Origin of the sequence: Sinorhizobium sp. KGO-5, assembly GCF_036245905.1 — a bacterium.
Classification (GTDB): Bacteria; Pseudomonadota; Alphaproteobacteria; order Rhizobiales; family Rhizobiaceae; genus Sinorhizobium; species Sinorhizobium meliloti_A.
Map to the genome: position 1 here is coordinate 565717 of NZ_BDIZ01000001.1, position 16333 is coordinate 582049.

14 protein-coding genes are annotated in these 16333 nt (G+C 63.9%); 8 read left to right on the top strand and 6 right to left on the bottom strand.

What is annotated here, in order from left to right:
- Window positions 1-45: 45 nt before the first annotated feature.
- Window positions 46-870: a tetratricopeptide repeat protein gene (locus BHD07_RS02635; RefSeq protein ID WP_338277515.1), complete on the bottom strand. Its 825-nt coding sequence runs from the start codon at window positions 868-870 to the stop codon at window positions 46-48.
- A gap of 131 nt (window positions 871-1001) precedes the next feature.
- Between BHD07_RS02635 and BHD07_RS02640 the strand changes: the two genes are divergently transcribed.
- From BHD07_RS02640 to BHD07_RS02650, 3 genes are all read left to right on the top strand, one after another.
- Window positions 1002-2393, top strand: coding sequence for a leucyl aminopeptidase family protein (locus BHD07_RS02640; protein WP_338277517.1), 1392 nt, complete (start codon window positions 1002-1004; stop codon window positions 2391-2393).
- Between the two features lie 87 nt (window positions 2394-2480).
- A complete protein-coding gene (locus tag BHD07_RS02645; RefSeq protein WP_018093782.1) occupies window positions 2481-2825 on the top strand; it encodes a MarR family transcriptional regulator in 345 nt (114 codons plus the stop codon).
- Window positions 2826-2833: 8 nt separating this feature from the next.
- Window positions 2834-3688: a C40 family peptidase gene (locus BHD07_RS02650; protein WP_338277519.1), complete on the top strand. Its 855-nt coding sequence runs from the start codon at window positions 2834-2836 to the stop codon at window positions 3686-3688.
- A 195-nt stretch (window positions 3689-3883) separates the two neighbouring features.
- On the opposite strand, the gene BHD07_RS02655 is transcribed toward BHD07_RS02650, so the two are convergent.
- The 5 genes from BHD07_RS02655 to BHD07_RS02675 form a co-directional block, all read right to left on the bottom strand.
- Window positions 3884-4843, bottom strand: coding sequence for a 2-hydroxyacid dehydrogenase (locus tag BHD07_RS02655; protein WP_338277521.1), 960 nt, complete (start codon window positions 4841-4843; stop codon window positions 3884-3886).
- Between the two features lie 9 nt (window positions 4844-4852).
- Entirely contained in the window at window positions 4853-6481 is a 1629-nt protein-coding gene (locus tag BHD07_RS02660; RefSeq protein ID WP_338277523.1) for an ABC transporter ATP-binding protein, read from the bottom strand.
- 8 nt (window positions 6482-6489) lie between these two features.
- Window positions 6490-7623 (bottom strand): ABC transporter permease, encoded by a 1134-nt coding sequence (locus BHD07_RS02665; protein WP_338277525.1) that lies wholly within the window; start codon window positions 7621-7623, stop codon window positions 6490-6492.
- Window positions 7623-8705 carry a microcin C ABC transporter permease YejB gene (locus BHD07_RS02670; RefSeq protein ID WP_275597015.1) on the bottom strand — a complete coding sequence of 361 codons (1083 nt, stop codon included), beginning with the start codon at window positions 8703-8705 and terminating at the stop codon, window positions 7623-7625. The genes BHD07_RS02665 and BHD07_RS02670 overlap by 1 nt, the downstream gene beginning before the upstream one ends.
- A gap of 179 nt (window positions 8706-8884) precedes the next feature.
- Entirely contained in the window at window positions 8885-10735 is a 1851-nt protein-coding gene (locus tag BHD07_RS02675; protein ID WP_100669908.1) for an extracellular solute-binding protein, read from the bottom strand.
- 193 nt (window positions 10736-10928) lie between these two features.
- On the opposite strand from BHD07_RS02675, the gene mepA reads away from it, so the two are divergent.
- The 5 genes from mepA to dapB all read left to right on the top strand — a co-directional run bounded on the left by mepA (window position 10929) and on the right by dapB (window position 16305).
- Window positions 10929-11996 (top strand): penicillin-insensitive murein endopeptidase, encoded by a 1068-nt coding sequence (mepA, locus tag BHD07_RS02680; protein ID WP_338277528.1) that lies wholly within the window; start codon window positions 10929-10931, stop codon window positions 11994-11996.
- A 112-nt stretch (window positions 11997-12108) separates the two neighbouring features.
- The gene (locus tag BHD07_RS02685; protein ID WP_275597014.1) at window positions 12109-12489 is read left to right on the top strand and encodes a methylglyoxal synthase; all 381 of its coding nucleotides are present in this window, start codon (window positions 12109-12111) and stop codon (window positions 12487-12489) included.
- A 47-nt stretch (window positions 12490-12536) separates the two neighbouring features.
- Complete coding sequence (locus BHD07_RS02690; protein ID WP_275597013.1) at window positions 12537-13556, top strand: glucokinase; 1020 nt, start codon at window positions 12537-12539, stop codon at window positions 13554-13556.
- A gap of 108 nt (window positions 13557-13664) precedes the next feature.
- A complete protein-coding gene (locus BHD07_RS02695) occupies window positions 13665-15470 on the top strand; it encodes an ABC transporter ATP-binding protein (protein WP_100669905.1) in 1806 nt (601 codons plus the stop codon).
- A gap of 16 nt (window positions 15471-15486) precedes the next feature.
- Window positions 15487-16305, top strand: coding sequence for a 4-hydroxy-tetrahydrodipicolinate reductase (dapB, locus tag BHD07_RS02700; RefSeq protein ID WP_338277531.1), 819 nt, complete (start codon window positions 15487-15489; stop codon window positions 16303-16305).
- Window positions 16306-16333: the final 28 nt, after the last annotated feature.

Genomic DNA, 16333 nt, shown 5'->3' on the forward strand with positions numbered 1-16333 from the left:
CGCGTGCCGCCACCCCGGCGGGCGGCGGTGCCGGCCGATCGACCTTCAATCCGCCTTCGCCTCATCCGCCTTTGCCAGCTGCTTCCACGCGCCCTGCTGAGACAGCATGGAGCGAAGATAGGCGACGTTGGCCTCCGCCTGCTCGGCTGTCAGTTCCTGGCGGGCGATGGCTTCCGCTTCCTGAAAGCGGCCCTGCAGGCCGACGGCAAGCGCGAGGTTCTGGCGCACGCTGCTGCCGGCATCCGGTTGGCTCGCCGCGGATTTGAGGTAGGTCTCGGCCGTCCGCAGATCCTTCGAGAGCAGATAGGACATGCCCAGATTGGAAAAGACCGAGGGCTCGTTGGGCTTGAGGTCCAGAGCCTCGCGATAGCGCAGCCGTGCCTCGGCGGAACGGCCGAGCTGGTCGAGGATGGCGCCTTCCGCGGATTTCAGCTTCCAGTCGGGCCGGTCCGGCGTCTGGGCCCGGCTGATCGTTGCGAGCGCCTGTTCCAGCTGACCCGCTGCGGCCTGGGCCTTGCCGTAGGCTCCGAGCACCTCGCGATCCGCCGGATGGTAGATCGCCACCTGTTGCATGACGGCAAGCGCCTGTTCGTTGCGGCCCGTCATGCGCAGGAGATTGGCGTAGTTGAGCCCGGCCTCCCGGTCCTTCGGATTGCGCTCATAGGCCTTGCCGATGCGTTCGGCGGCGGCAGCGAGTTCGGTCGCGTTCATCGACTGCGCCGGCCTCGTGAGCTTCGGGATCGATCCGGTCGTCAGCTCCTTCCTGCCCTGTTGTCCGGCGCAGGCGGAGAGCGACAGCGCCACCATCGCAACGGCAACCCCCGTTGCGAGGCGGCACAGGGATAAGGAAAAAGTGTCTTGCATCGTCATCGAAGCCCCAGCCATCCAGTCCTGCACCGGAACTCCAGACAAAAGCGGCGCAACTTTCACTCCAGCAATAATCTGTTAACCCTAACGGAGCGTTAATCGCACCTGTTCGCATCCGCCAGTCGAGGATTCAAATGGCTCCCTATCAGTTTATCGAGCGGCCATCGCCGTTCAACACCAGCAACGGCAAGACGCTGCCGATCTTTGCGGTGACGCCCGCGCATATCGAGACGGGGAGCATCGATCCGATCGCGCTCGATTGGGCGAAGAAGGCCGGCTTCAAGGCGGAATCCGGCGCGGTGCTGCTGATCCCCTCGGCCGATGGTCATCTCGGAGGCGCGCTGTTCGGGCTCGGCGCCAACCCGTCCGACACGCCCTTCCTGACCGGCAAGCTCGCCCGGGCGCTCCCGGCCGGCAAATGGCACATCGAAACGGCGCCGCTCACCGCCAATCGGCTGGCTCTCGGCTACGGCCTCGGGTCCTACCGCTTCGAGCGCTACAAACCCTCGAAGACGGACGCGCCGACGCTGCTCATTCCGGCCGATTCGGATGCGACCGATATCAAGCGGCAGCTCGCCGGCGTTTTCCTGGCGCGCGACCTGATCAACACCCCGACCAACGATATGGGACCGGAAGCGCTGGAAGCCGCATTCCGGGCGCTGGCCGCCCATTACAAGGCCGACGTCTCGGTGATTTCCGGCGAAGCCCTGCTGACCGAGAACTTCCCGCTCGTCCACACGGTCGGCCGCGCCAGCGCCGAAGCGCCGCGGCTGCTCGAAATGCGCTGGGGCAGGAAGGGCCACCGGCAGGTGACGCTCGTCGGCAAGGGCGTCTGCTTCGACACCGGCGGGCTGGACATCAAACCGGCGTCCTCGATGCTGCTCATGAAGAAGGACATGGGGGGCGCTGCGAACGTCATGGGCCTTGCGCTGATGATCATGGATGCAAAGCTCAAGGTGGATCTGCGCGTGATCATTCCCGTGGTCGAGAATTCGATCTCGGCGAATGCCTTCCGTCCCGGCGACATCTACAAGAGCCGCAAGGGCCTGACCGTGCAGATCGACAACACCGACGCGGAGGGACGGCTGATCCTCGCCGATGCTCTCGCCTATGCGGACGAGGAGAAGACGGACCTCGTCATCGACATGGCGACCCTGACGGGCGCCGCCCGCGTGGCGCTGGGGCCGGACCTGCCGCCTTTCTTCACCGACGACGATGACCTCGCCCATGATCTTGCCGAAGCGAGCCTGACCGTGGACGATCCGGTCTGGCGGATGCCGCTCTACAGGGGCTATGACAAGGATGTTTCCGCCCGCATCGCCGATCTCACCAACGCCCCCTCGGGCGGCATGGCCGGCTCGATCACGGCGGCGCTGTTCCTCAAGCGTTTCGTGACGAACGCGAAAAGCTGGGTCCATTTCGACATCTTCGGCTGGGCACAGTCCGAGCGCCCGCATTCGCCGATCGGCGGTGAAGCTCAGGCGATCCGGGCGCTTTATCATCACATCGGCAGTATAGCGGGGTAGCCGTTCGCGCAATCGAGCCGTAAAGAAACGCTTGCGTAACGATCGCGGGCTATGCTCCCGGACTCGTGATCCACGCAGGAGTTTCCTTTGCCGGTCGAACTTACCCCTTCTCAGGCGCTGGGGCTCTGGCATGCCGTGTCGCTCGAACAGGTGCGCGTCGACAGCCGCGATCTGACCTTGCGCCAGATGGCGATCCTGTTACAGATTTACCTGGTGCCGCCGCCCCATACGGTGCGCGGCCTCGCCGCGGCGCTCGGGGTGACGAAGCCGGTGATCACGCGCGCGCTCGACACCATGGGTGCGCTCGGCCTCGTCGACCGGATCCGCGACGAGCGCGACAGGCGCAACGTCATCATCAAGCGCACCGTCGAGGGCGCGCTTTATCTTGAAAAGTTCGGCGATCTGATCATCGATCAGGGCCGGAAAATGTGAGCTTATCCATGTCCGAGGTCCTCGACCGCCGCCTGAATGCCTATCGCGAGGATCTCGCGGAGGAACGCCTGCGCGGCATGGTCGAGGCAAAGCGTTTCGTGGAAGGCACGCCGGCGGCCGTATCCGTGCCGGTGACGCCGCTGCGGGCGCGGCCCGAGGCCGGCTGCGGTACGGATACGGAGCTTCTCTATGGCGAGACGGTGCGCGTGCTCGACGTCGCCGACGGATGGGCGTGGGTGAAGTCCGACCTCGACGGCTATGTCGGCTACGTACCGGAGGATGTGGTGCAGCCCCCGCAAGCGCCGGCGACGCACCTCGTGGCGGTGCCGAGGACCTTCGTCTATCGCGGCGCGGATCTGCGCTTTCCCCAGGCCTTTGCCCTTTCCATGGGAAGCCGGATCGCCGTCGCCGGTGAGGCCGAGACGCGCGGCACGCGCTATTTTCTGCTGGATGGCGGGCTGGCGATCGTCGCCGATCACTGCATCCCCGCAACCGGCGCGCTTAAGGATGATTATGTCGCAATCGCGACCCGCTTTCTCGAAACGCCCTATCTCTGGGGCGGCCGCTCCGGCTTCGGCATAGACTGTTCCGGCCTCGTGCAACTCGCGATGCAGATGGCGGGGCGCAATGCGCCGCGCGATTCCGACATGCAGGCAAGCGGACTCGGCCGCCTCATCGAGCGCGAAGATCTCACGCGCGGCGACCTCGTCTTCTGGAAGGGCCATGTGGCGATCATGGAAGACGAGAAGACCCTGGTGCATGCCAACGGACACACGATGACGGTGGCGCGCGAAGGTCTCGAAGACGCCATCCGGCGCATCGCGTGGCTCTACGCCCAGCCGACGGGATACCGTAGGCCCTGATCCCTGGATCGTCCGGCTCTTGAGCCGCGGCCGCCCCTCATCCGCCTGCCGGCACCTTCTCCCGCTTGCGGGAGAAGGGAATCGCGGATTCGCCTTCGCACCATCTCCACACGCAGGCGCGCCGTGGCGCACGTCCCCTCTCCCCGCATGCGGGGAGAGTGTTAGGGTGAGGGGCTGTCGCTGCGCGCCGCGCAATCAATAGCCGGCTACCTTATCCACCACATGCTCGAGGGGCAGCCCGCGCTCGAAGCGCGCGATCTGGTGCTCCACATGCACAAAGAGCGCCCTGACGTCGGAAGAAGCGGCGACATGCGGCGTCACATAGACATCCGGCATGTCCCAGAAGCGGCTTTCCGGGGAGAGCGGCTCCTGTTCGAAGACGTCGAGCGATGCGCCTCCGAGAACACCGGAATCGAGGCAGTCCAGAATGTCGGCCTCGACCTGACTGCCGCCACGGCCGGCATTGATGAAAACGGGCGCTCCGAACGGCCCCTTCCGGCTGAGCTTGGCGAAGAGGGCGGCGTTGAAGATACCCCTGGTATCCGGCGTCAGCGGCAGCAGGCCGACGAGAAAATCCGTCCTGCCGAGAAATGCGTCCAGTCCGGCGGCGTCGTAGGTCTCTACACCCTCGACCACCCGTTTGCTTCGCGACCAGCCGATCACCTTGAAGCCCATCACGGCGAGCTTGCGGGCGGAGTCCTGGCCGAGCACGCCCATGCCCATGATGCCGACCGTCACGTCGGCTGCTTCCGGCTGGCTGAGGTCACGCCATTCGTGCTTCTTCGCCAGCGCATCGTAGGCGCGGTGCTGGCGAAGATGCAGGAGGCACTGCATCACCACCCACTCGCTCATCCGCGTTGTCAGCGACCGGTCGACGAAGCGCACCAGCGGCACGTCGGGCAGGCCCGGCAGCGTCAGCACGTGGTCGACGCCGGCGCCGCCGGAAAAGACCACCTTGAGGTCGGGGGCGCGGGAGAAGAGGTCGGGCGCGGATTTCCAGACCACCGCATAGTCGATGCCGGAGAGGTCGCGCCCCTGATGCGCCGGGTCGGCGAGATCGATCACCTCGCGGCCGGGAAAGGCGCCCGCAAGGGCGGCTTCGACCTCCTCGGGGATGAATTTCAGGTCGACGATTACGGGGCTTTTGGCGGACATGACGCAACTCTACTGATGAATGGCGGCGAGATTGACCGCTTCGAGGTTGAAGGCGGCGGCCATCAGCGCCTTGGTATAATCTTCCGCCGGCGCCTCGAAGATGCGCTCGGCGGGTCCCTGTTCCACGACCTTGCCGAGCCGCATGACGATCACTTCGTTCGCGAGCGCGCGCACGACCCTGAGGTCATGGCTGATGAAGAGATAGGCGAGATTGTGCTTGCGCTGGAGATCGCGCAGGAGATCGACCACCTGGGCCTGCACGCTCATGTCGAGGGCGGAGGTCGGCTCGTCCAGCATGACGAACTGAGGTTTCAGCACCATCGCCCGGGCGATCGCGATGCGCTGGCGCTGGCCGCCGGAAAATTCGTGCGGATAGCGCCAGCGCGTCGCGGGATCGAGGCCGACCTCTTCCAGTGCTGCGGCGACGCGCTGATCGCGCTCGCCGTCCGTCAGCGCCTTCTCGTGGATCTTCAAACCCTCGCCGATAATATCGGCGATCGACATGCGCGGGCTCAGCGATCCGTAAGGGTCCTGAAACACCACCTGCATCCGGTTTCTGAGCGGCCGCATCTCGCGGAAACTGTAGGCGTCGATGTCTTGCCCTACGAAGGCGATGCGGCCCTTGGACGAGATCAGTCGCGTCAGCGCAAGGCCGAGCGTCGTCTTGCCGGAACCGGACTCGCCGACCACGCCCAGCGTCTGGCCGGCGCGGAGCGTCAGGTCGATGCCGTCCACCGCCTTGACGTGGTCGACCACCCGGCGCAGGAAGCCCGCCTTGATGGGAAACCAGACTTTCATGTCCTTGGCTTCGATCACGATCGGCCTGGAGGCGTCCGAGGGGGGCGGTTCGCCCCGCGGTTCGGAGGCAAGCAGGTGGCGGGTATAGGCGTGCTGCGGATTGGCGAAGATCTCGGCGGTCGGTCCGGTCTCGACGATCTTGCCCTTGGTCATGACGCAGACCCGATCGGCGATCTTGCGGACGATGCCGAGGTCGTGGGTGATGAACAGCATGGACATGCCGTGCTCGTCCTTGAGCGACTTCAAAAGCTCGAGGATCTGCGCCTGCACCGTGACGTCGAGCGCCGTCGTCGGCTCGTCGGCGATCAAGAGCTCCGGCCGGTTGGCGAGAGCCATGGCTATCATCACGCGCTGGCGCTGGCCGCCCGAAAGCTGATGCGGGTAGGCGCCGAGCCGCTTCTCCGCTTCGCGAATGCCGACCTGCTCGAGGAGCTCCAGCGTTCTCGCGCGGGCGGCCGCACCCTTGAGTTGCTGATGGATATCCAGGATTTCGCTGATCTGCTGCTCGATCGTGTGCAGCGGATTGAGCGATGTCATCGGCTCCTGAAAGATCATGGTGACGTCGTTGCCGCGGACATGCCTGAGCTCGTCGTCACTCGCCTTCAGGAGATCCTTCCCGTTGAAGAGGATTTCGCCGCTCGGATGGCTTGCGGCGGGGTAGGGCAGGAGCTTCAGGATCGAGTTGGCGGAGACGGATTTGCCCGAGCCGGACTCTCCGACCAGCGCCACGGTCTCGCCGCGCCTGATGTCGAAGGAGATGCGGTCGACAGCAAGCGACGTTTCGCCGCCCTGGTGGAAGGCGACGGAGAGGTCGCGCACGGAAAGGAGGGTATCTGTCATCGTCGCGCTCACCGGAACGTCTTTCTCGGGTCGAAGGCGTCGCGCGTCGCCTCGCCGACGAAGATCAAAAGCGACAGCATGATCGACATGGCGAAGAAGGCGGTCAGACCCAGCCAGGGCGCCTGCAGGTTGGACTTGCCCTGCGCGATCATCTCGCCGAGCGACGGGGAACCCGGAGGCATGCCGAAGCCGAGAAAGTCGAGCGAGGTGAGCGTGGTGATCGAGCCCGAAAGAATGAAGGGCAGGAAGGTGAGCGTCGCCACCATCGCGTTCGGCAGCAGGTGACGGTACATGATGGTGCCGTTGCCGACGCCGAGCGCGCGCGCCGCGTTGACATATTCGAAATTGCGGGCGCGCAGGAATTCGGCCCTGACGACGCCGACGAAACCGACCCAGGAAAAGAGCAGCATGATGCCGAGCAGGATGAAGAAGCCCGGCGGCAGGATGGCGGCGATGATGAGCAGGATGTAGAGCACCGGCATCGACGACCAGATCTCGATGAAGCGCTGCATGAGCAGATCGGTCCAGCCGCCGAAATAACCCTGCACGGCACCGGCCGAAACCCCGATCACCGCCGAGGCGATGGTCAGCGCGAGACCGAATAGGACCGAGATGCGAAAACCGTAGATCATCCGCGCCATCACGTCGCGGGCCTGGTCGTCGGTGCCGAGCCAGTTCAGGTTGCCGGCTATGCATCCGGGGTCGTGGACCCCTTGCGGATAGGCGGAGCAGCGCTCTTCTTCGCTCATCAGCCAGAAAGGGGGCGTCGGCGCCGAATGGGGGATGCTGGAGTTGACCGTCTGGTAGGAATAGCGGATCGGCGGCCAGACCATCCAGCCGTTCGCCTCGATCTCGTCGCGGACGAAATCGGACCGATAGTCGGTCTCGGCGAGGAAGCCGCCGAATTTCTCTTCCGGATAATCGATCAGCACCGGAACCAGGATCTCGCCCTTGTAGGAGGCGAGGATCGGCTTGTCGTTGGCGATGAATTCCGCAAACAGACTGAGGCCGAAGAGGAGAAGGAAGAGCCAGAGAGACCAGTAGCCGCGGCGGTTGGCCTTGAAATTCTGCCAGCGGCGGCGCCCGATCGGCGTGAGCCAGCCCTTTTCCGGCGCGCCGGCATAGGCGGTAGCGGTGCTCATCAGACGTCCCTCCGCTCGAAATCGATGCGCGGGTCGACCCAGGTGTAGATGAGGTCCGAGACGAGGCTGACGACAAGGCCCATCAGCGAATAGATGAAGAGGGTTGCGAAGACGATGGGATAGTCGCGTTTTACGACCGCGTCATAGCCGAGCCGCCCCAGCCCATCGAGCGAGAATATGTATTCGATGAGCAGCGACCCGGTGAAGAAGGCGGAGATGAAGGCGCCGGGAAAGCCCGCAATGATGATCAGCATCGCATTGCGGAACACATGTCCGTAGAGAACGCGCCGCTCGGTCAGGCCCTTGGCCCGCGCCGTCGTCACATATTGTTTCTTGATCTCGTCGATGAAGGAATTCTTGGTGAGCAGCGTCGTGGTCGCGAAGGCGGAGAGCAGAAGCGTGATCAGCGGCAGCGTCATGTGCCAGAAATAATCGAGGATCTTCTCGTACCAGGGAAGCTGGTCGAAATTGTCGGAGACGAGGCCCCGCAAGGGGAACCAGTCGAAGAAGGATCCGCCCGCAAAAAGCACGATCAGGAGAATGCCGAAGAGGAAACTCGGCACCGCATAGCCGACGATGATGATGCCGGAGGTCCAGACGTCGAAGGTGGAACCGTCGGAGACCGCCTTCCTGATGCCGAGCGGGATCGAGATCGCATAGGAAAAGATCAGGATCCAGACCCCGAGCGAGATCGAAACCGGCATTTTCTGGATGATGAGGTCGATGACCGGCGTATTGCGGAAGAAGCTCTCGCCGAAGTCGAAGCGGATATAGTCCCACATCATCGTGACGAAGCGCTCGAGCGGCGGCTTGTCGAAGCCGAACTGCTTTTCGAGCTTGGCGATGAAATCGGGATCGAGCCCTTGCGCCCCGCGATACTGCCCGCCGTCGCCACCGCCGCTGGGCACGAGGTCGCCGGCATTGCCGGAAAGCCTGTCGGAGCCGGCCGCGTTGGTGAGGTCGGAGATCACCTGCTCCACCGGCCCGCCCGGCGCGAACTGCACCACGGCGAAGGAGATTGCCATGATGCCGACGATCGTCGGGATCATCAGCAGAAGCCGGCGCAGGATATAGGCACCCATCAGGCGAACCTCGGCAGAGTGGCGCCGCCGATCGTCGCGATCCGCGAGGCTCTGGCTTGCCGTTTATGTCGTCTCAATGGCCCAACTCCCTGGCGTGGTCGAATCCGCCGGCTCGTTTCCGTATTTGAGTGATTCGGTATCCGCATTTGGAATCGACCGGAGCCCCGAGCGCAAGTGCTTCATTTGCCGACGGCACTCTTGAACCACCATACGTCGGGGAAGCCGATGGAGTATTTCGGTAGTTCCGCGGGGCGCTCGAACTTGTCCCAATAGGCGATGTTCGCCTTGAGCTTGTAATAAAGCGGTACGACGTAGTTGTGCGCGAGGAGCACGCGATCAAGCGCTTTGGTGGCAGCGACGAGCGTTTCCCGGTCCTCGGCGAAGATCACGCGTTGGATCAACTTGTCGACGCCCGGGTCGGCGATGCCTGCATAGTTTCGCGAGCCTTCGCGCGAGGCGGCGCTGGATCCCCAATAGTCGGCCTGCTCGTTGCCCGGGCTCAGGGTCTGGCCCCAGACCTGCCAGGTCATATCGTAGTCGAAGGTCCGCTCACGATTTGTATATTGCGAGGCATCGACCGTGCGTACGCGCGCCTCGATGCCGATTTTTCTGAGGTTCTGGGCGTAGGGCAGGGCAGCGCGCTCCAGTGCGGGACTGCTCAAAAGGATCTCGAAGGAAAAGGGCCGGCCCGTTGCCGTATCGACCATGCGATTGCCCTTGAGCTCGAAACCGGCCTGCTTCAGGAGTTCGATCGCCTTGCGCAGGTTGGCGCGCGCCTGCTGTGGCGTGCCGTTTACAGGGTTTGCATAGGGAGTGGTGAACACTTCCGGCGGAACGAGGTCTTTCACCTCGTTCAGGATTTCGAGTTCCTTGCCTTGCGGCAGCCCGGAGGAGGCAAGTTCGGTACCGAAGAAAAAGCTGTCGACGCGCTGATACTGGTTGAAGAAAACGGTGCGATTTAACTCTTCGAAGTCCAGCGCATAGTTCAGGGCCTGCCGTACCCTCTCGTCGTCGAAGGGCTTGCGACGCATGTTGGGGACCATGGCCTGCATCACGCCAGTCGCGCGGAAGGGGTTAGGCACTTCCTCGCGCTTTACCTTTCCTTCCTTCGCGGCCGGAAAATCGAAGCCGGTCACCCAGCGCACGGCCTGATTTTCGACCCAGTAGTCGACGTTGCCGGAGCGGAAGGCTTCGAATTCGACATCGCGATCGCCGAAAAAGGAATAGGTGATCGAGTCGAAATTGTTCTGGCCGACATTGACGTTGAGCGAGGCGCCCCAATAGTCCGGCCGCCGTTCATAGCGGATCGTGCTGCCGGGAGAGAAGGATGCGATGCGATAGGGACCGGAACCCATGACCGGTTCCAGTGTCGTCCGTGATATGTCGCGCGGCTTGCCGTCCGCTCCCGTGCCTTCCCACCAGTGCTTCGGCACAACCAGAATCTGCCCCAGAATGAGCGGCAGTTCGTGGTTGTTCTTTTCGTCGAAACGGAAGGTGACGTCGCGGTCGCCGGTTTTCTCCGCCGCAACCACGTGCCGGTAGTAGCTCTGGTAGAGCGGATTCAATTCCTTAGCCCGTTCGAAGCTGAAGACGACGTCTTCGGGCGTGACGGGCTTTCCGTCGGCCCATTTCGCTTCCTGCCGCAGACGGAAGGTTGCCGAGGAGATATCGTCGGGGAAGGATACGCCTTCCGCGAGAAGTCCGTAGGCGGTGGAAATTTCATCGTCGGCCGACTTCAGGAGCGTGTCGAAGACGAGCCCCAGCCCGACAGCGACTTCCCCTTTGACGAGAAGCGGATTGAAGGTATCGAAGGTGCCCGCTTGCGAAAGCCTGACGTCGCCGCCCTTTGGTGCGTCGGGGTTTACATAGCTGAAATGCTCGAAGCCGGGCGCATATTTGAGCTTGTCGACGAGCGACAGGCCGTGATGCCAGGTTGGTTCCTGCGCGTGTCCGGTTTGCGGCAGTAGGAAGGAGATTGCCAGACATGCGGCCACGAGGTTCGTTCTTACAGTACCGCCAAAATCCAGCATGCCAGCCGTTTCTCCTTTAGTTACCGCTGATCCTCCCGATGAGAATAGGCGAAATCAGGGCGATTGACAGGACCTGCCAAAAAACAGGCTGATTTCTTCGGTCACATCCCGGTGAGTCGCAAGCTTGATGCAACTGCGGCGAATCGGGATAGGAGAGGTCGGCGGCTTCCGCTGCAAGATCATGGGGAATGGAATGAGATTTGATGCGCGGGTTGCGCTTCGGCGCTGCGGTTCGACCGTCCTGGCTCTGATCATGGGGGTGAGCCTCGTCTCCGCCGAGGCGGCTGCAAACGACGCTCCCCCGGCCAAGGAACTCTTCGGCGCCAAGGACTTGCCGATGCAGGCGGCGCCGGCTTCGTTCGGCTTCTACTCCAAGGGCTGCCTTGCCGGCGGGGTCGCCATCCCCACCGACGGCCCGACTTGGCAAGCGATGCGCCTGTCGCGAAACCGCCGCTGGGGGCATCCCGCGATGATCGCTCTGATCGAGCGCTTCTCCCACGATGCCGTCGAGAAGATCGGCTGGCCCGGCCTTCTGCTCGGCGACATCTCGCAGCCGCGCGGCGGACCCATGCTTTCGGGTCACGCTTCGCATCAGATCGGGCTCGATGCGGATATCTGGTTGACGCCGATGCCGCAGCGGACGCTGAGCTACCAGGAGCGGGAGACGATTTCCGCGACGTCCATGCTCGACAAGAGCAAGTTTCTGACGGTCGATCCCTCCATCTGGACACCCTCTCACGCCCGGCTGATCATGATGGCGGCGAGCTATCCGCAGGTCGAGCGGGTCTTCGTCAACCCGGCCATCAAGAAAAAGCTATGTGAAACCTGGAAGGGCGACCGCTCGGCGCTCGGCAAGGTCCGGCCGATCTACGGCCACGACTATCATTTCCACATCCGGATCAAATGCCCTGAAGGCTCCAAGGGCTGCAAGGACCAGGCCGTGGTTCCGGCGGGTGACGGCTGCGACAAGTCGCTCGCCTGGTGGTTCACGGACGAGCCCTGGGCAAAGCCGACCCAAAAGCCGGCCGCGAAGCCGCAGAAGCCGAAATTCGCGACTCTCGCCGATCTGCCGAAGGCCTGCGCCCTCGTGCTGAACGGTCCGGCACCCGCTTCGGAACAGGAGGCGACCTACGGAACGGCCTATCGTGCTCCTGCCGCCATTCCGGCTGCCGCGACCAGCATAGAGGCCGTAATCAGCGCGGCAGGCGAAGGGTTGCCCGCGAACATTCCCGTACCCTTGCCGCGGCCGGGCCTGCAGTAGCGCCATTGCAATTTGCCGATGCTCATGTATAGGCGTTCAATCGATTTAAATCGGTTCGCATGAGTGTGCCTGCTGCATCTGTGCGCCATGAACCTTGCCGGGGGGCTCTCGCATGGCAGATCGGAAATGTCTCGCCCTGATCGCCCATGATCAGAAGAAGGATGACCTCGCGTCTTTTGCCAAGGCGAACGAGGCGGTCCTCTCCAAGTGGAAGATCGTCGCCACGGGGACGACCGGCGCACGTGTCCTCGACGTGTGTCCGGCGCTCGACATCGTCCGGTTGAAGAGCGGTCCGCTCGGCGGCGACCAGCAGATCGGCGCGCTGATCGCCACGGGGGACGTGGACTGCCTGATCTTCTTCGTCGATCCGTTGACGGCCATGCCGCACGACGTCGACGTCAAGGCACTGATGCGGCTCGCGATCGTCTATGACATCCCTATGGCGCTCAACCGCGCGACTGCCGAGCAGTTGATCGACTTCAGGCGCAACTGATACATAAACCCCGGACATTCACGCCGCGATCAGGACGGACCTCTGCCATGCCCAATGCGAGTGAACTCAGCTTTCCCTTCCCGATCCTGATCGGCGACATCGGCGGCACCAATGCCCGGTTCGCATTGCTCATCGACGCCTACGGCGAACCGAAGCAGCTTGCCCCGATCAGAACGGGCGATTTCGCCACGATCGAGGAGGCGATGCAGAAAAGCATCCTCGACAAGACCTCCGTCCAGCCGCGCTCGGCGATCCTCGCCGTAGCCGGGCCGATCAAGGGCGACGAGATACCGCTGACGAATGCCGGCTGGGTGATTCGCCCGAAGGACATGCTGGCCAGCCTCGGACTGGAGGACGTGCTGGTCATCAACGACTTCGAGGCCCAGGCGCTAGCCATTGCCGCGCCGGCCGATCAGGATGTCGTTCAGATTGGCGGCGGCGCCGTCCGGCCCTTCCATTCGCGCGTCGTGCTCGGCCCGGGTACCGGTCTGGGCGTCGCTGGACTGGTCTATGCGCAGCATACCTGGATACCCGTGCCCGGCGAGGGCGGCCATGTCGATATTGGCCCCCGAACGGAGCGCGACTTCCGGATCTGGCCCTTCCTCGAACCGATCGAGGGACGTATGGCCGGCGAGCAGATCCTGTGCGGCCGCGGCATCATGAATCTCTATCGCGCGGTGTGCGCGGCCAATGGCGAGGAAGCGGTTCTTGCGGATCAGGCGGCCGTGACGACGAGCGCCCTGTCCGGCGCCGATGCGGCCGCGGTCGAAACCGTGTCGCTCTTTGCCACCTATCTCGGGCGCGTTGCCGGCGACATGGCGCTGATCTTCATGGCGCGCGGCGGGGTGTTCCTTGCCGGCGGCATTTCGCAAAAAATACTGCCGGCACTGACGAAGCCCGAATTTCGCGCGGCCTTCGAGGACAAGGCGCCGCATTCGGCGTTGATGCGGACGATTCCGACCTTCGCCGTCATTCACCCCATGGCGGCGCTCTCCGGCCTCGCGGCCTTTGCCCGCACGCCGAGGGACTTCGGTGTTGCAATGGAGGGACGCCGCTGGAGAAGGTGACGCTGCGCCCGGCGCAGAGACTCGCCAAAACGGCAGCAAAGCACTATAGAGCCCCCGAAAGCGATGCCGGGGTGCGGTACGCGAGCGGGCTCAGGGAAGACGGGCTTATTGAACGCCAAGGATAGAAACAAGCGCGCAGTCGATTCCGAAACGATCACGGGAATCCTCAGGCGCGTCATCGCCGAGAACGGCCGCGACCACATTCGTGGCTATGCTTTCGCAATCGCATGCCTTGTCGTGGTGGCGGCGACGACCGGCTTCACCGCCTGGATCATGGAGGCGGTCGTCAACGAGGCCTTCGCCAACAGGCGCGCCGACATCGTGCTCCTGATCTGCGGTGCGATCTTCGCCGCCTTCGTTCTCAGGGGGCTTGCGACCTACGGGCAGGCGGTCGCCCTTTCCAAGATCGGCAACAACATCGTGGCGCGCTATCAGCGCCGGCTTTATGCGCATCTGATGGCGCTCAGCGTCGGCTATTTCCACGAGCACCGCTCGGCTCAGCTCGCCGCCAAAGTCAGCCAGAACGTCAGCGGCATCCGCGACGTGCTCAACATGACGGTCACGTCCGTCGCCCGCGACCTCCTGACGCTGATCGGCCTGGTCGTGGTCATGTTCAGCAAGGACTGGCTCCTGTCGCTGATCGTCTTCTTCGTCGCGCCGCCATTGCTCCTCGGGCTCCGCTACATTTCCAGACGCCTGCGCCTGGCGACGCGCGAAGCCGTCGAGGTCAACAGCCGGGTACTCGGCGCCATGCAGGAGACCATCCAGGGCATCACCATCGTCAAGGCCTTCACGATGGAGAACGAATTGCGGCGCAAGGTCGAGTCGATCATCGACCGTGCCGAGAACCGGGCAAATCGCATCGCGCGCCTGAGCGAGCGCACGGCGCCGATGACCGAGACCTTCGCGGGACTGGCGATCTCCAGCGTGCTTGCCTATGCGGCCTTCCGCACGATCTATCACAACGTGCCGCCCGGAGCGTTCTTCGCCTTCGTCACCGCCCTGCTCATGGCCTATGATCCGGCTCGCCGTCTCGCGCGCCTGCAGGTTTCGCTGGAACGCGCGGCCGTCAATGCCCGCATGATCTACGAGATCCTCGATACGGTACCGCACCAGCGCGACCGTCCGGACGCCACCGAGCTGAGGCTCGGCGAGGCGACCGTCGAATTGCGCGACGTGCGCTTCGCCTATGGCACCGGCGACGAGATACTCAAAGGCGTCAGCTTCCGTGCGGAGGGCGGCAAGACCACCGCTCTCGTCGGCCCCTCGGGCGCCGGCAAGTCGACGATCATCAGCCTGATCCCGCGCTTCTACGATCCGATGTCCGGCGAGATCCTGATCGACGGCCAGAATATCGCCGGCGTCACCAAGCAATCGCTTCGGGCCGGCCTCGCCTATGTCTCGCAGCAGCCCTATCTCTTCGAAGGCTCGATCCGCGACAACATCCGCTACGGCCGGCCCGATGCGACCGATGCCGAGATCGAGGAAGCCGCGCGGCTGGCCTATGCGCATGATTTCATTCTGGCGCAGCCGCAGGGCTACGATACGCCCGTCGGCGAGCATGGTGTGACGCTTTCCGGCGGCCAGCGTCAGCGCCTGTCGATCGCCCGCGCACTCGTCCGCAACGCGCCCGTCCTGCTGCTGGACGAGGCGACGTCGGCGCTCGACACCGAGTCGGAAGCCGCCGTCCAGAAGGCGCTCGAAGAGGCGATGAGCGGCCGCACCGTCATCGTCATCGCGCACAGGCTTTCCACCGTCGTCAACGCCGACAAGATCGTCGTCATGAAGGAGGGCACCGTCGTCGAGGAGGGCTCCCATGAGGAGCTTGCGCGGCGTCCGGACGGTCTTTACGCTCGCCTCCACAATCTCCAGGGCAGCGGAGCGGATACGGTCGCCGAGGCCCAGATCCTGTAACACAAGGGAATTTCAGATGAACGAAACGGACATGAAGCTCGTTGTGGTCGGCGCGGCCGGCCGTATGGGCCAGACATTGATCCGGATCATTCACGAGACGGCCGGGGTGCGCCTTCATGCCGCGATCGAGCGGACCGGATCGCCGTTTATCGGCCGGGATGCCGGCGAGCTTGCCGGTGTCGGCCCGATGGGGGTCGCGGTTACCGACAAGCCGCTCGAAGCCTTTGTCGAGGCCGAGGGCGTCCTCGACTTCACGGCGCCCGCCGCCACGGTGGAATTCGCCGGCCTTGCGGCGCAGGCACGCATCGTCCACGTGATCGGCACGACCGGCTGCTCGGCGGATGACGAGGCGAAGATCCGCGCCGCCGCCCGTCATGCCCGCGTCGTCAAGTCGGGCAATATGAGCCTCGGCGTCAACCTTCTCGGCGTGCTTACGGAAAAGGCGGCGCGTGCGCTTCCGGCCCGGGGTTGGGACATAGAGATCCTCGAAATGCACCACAAGCACAAGGTCGATGCGCCCTCGGGCACAGCGCTGCTTCTTGGCGAAGCGGCGGCCAAGGGGCGCGGAATCGGTCTTGCGGATCACTCCGTGCGGGTCCGCGACGGCCACACCGGTGCGCGGCCCGAAGGGTCAATCGGTTTTGCGACGCTTCGCGGCGGCTCCGTCATCGGCGAGCACTCGGTTGTGATTGCCGGAGAGGGTGAGATTGTCACGCTTTCGCACAGCGCGACCGACCGCTCCATCTTCGCCCGCGGCGCCGTCGCTGCCGCCCTCTGGGGCCGGAGCCAAAAGCCCGGCCTTTACTCAATGCTCGACGTTCTCGGGCTCCACTGACATCCGATAGTTCACAATGAGGAAATCG

Coding starts and splice junctions, on each gene's coding strand:
- BHD07_RS02635 (WP_338277515.1), bottom strand. CDS start 870: ATGACGATGCAAGACACTTTTTCCTTATCCCTGTGCCGCCTCGCAACG.
- BHD07_RS02640 (WP_338277517.1), top strand. CDS start 1,002: ATGGCTCCCTATCAGTTTATCGAGCGGCCATCGCCGTTCAACACCAGC.
- BHD07_RS02650 (WP_338277519.1), top strand. CDS start 2,834: ATGTCCGAGGTCCTCGACCGCCGCCTGAATGCCTATCGCGAGGATCTC.
- BHD07_RS02655 (WP_338277521.1), bottom strand. CDS start 4,843: ATGTCCGCCAAAAGCCCCGTAATCGTCGACCTGAAATTCATCCCCGAG.
- BHD07_RS02660 (WP_338277523.1), bottom strand. CDS start 6,481: ATGACAGATACCCTCCTTTCCGTGCGCGACCTCTCCGTCGCCTTCCAC.
- BHD07_RS02665 (WP_338277525.1), bottom strand. CDS start 7,623: ATGAGCACCGCTACCGCCTATGCCGGCGCGCCGGAAAAGGGCTGGCTC.
- BHD07_RS02670 (WP_275597015.1), bottom strand. CDS start 8,705: ATGGGTGCCTATATCCTGCGCCGGCTTCTGCTGATGATCCCGACGATC.
- BHD07_RS02675 (WP_100669908.1), bottom strand. CDS start 10,735: ATGCTGGATTTTGGCGGTACTGTAAGAACGAACCTCGTGGCCGCATGT.
- mepA (WP_338277528.1), top strand. CDS start 10,929: ATGAGATTTGATGCGCGGGTTGCGCTTCGGCGCTGCGGTTCGACCGTC.
- BHD07_RS02685 (WP_275597014.1), top strand. CDS start 12,109: ATGGCAGATCGGAAATGTCTCGCCCTGATCGCCCATGATCAGAAGAAG.
- BHD07_RS02690 (WP_275597013.1), top strand. CDS start 12,537: ATGCCCAATGCGAGTGAACTCAGCTTTCCCTTCCCGATCCTGATCGGC.
- dapB (WP_338277531.1), top strand. CDS start 15,487: ATGAACGAAACGGACATGAAGCTCGTTGTGGTCGGCGCGGCCGGCCGT.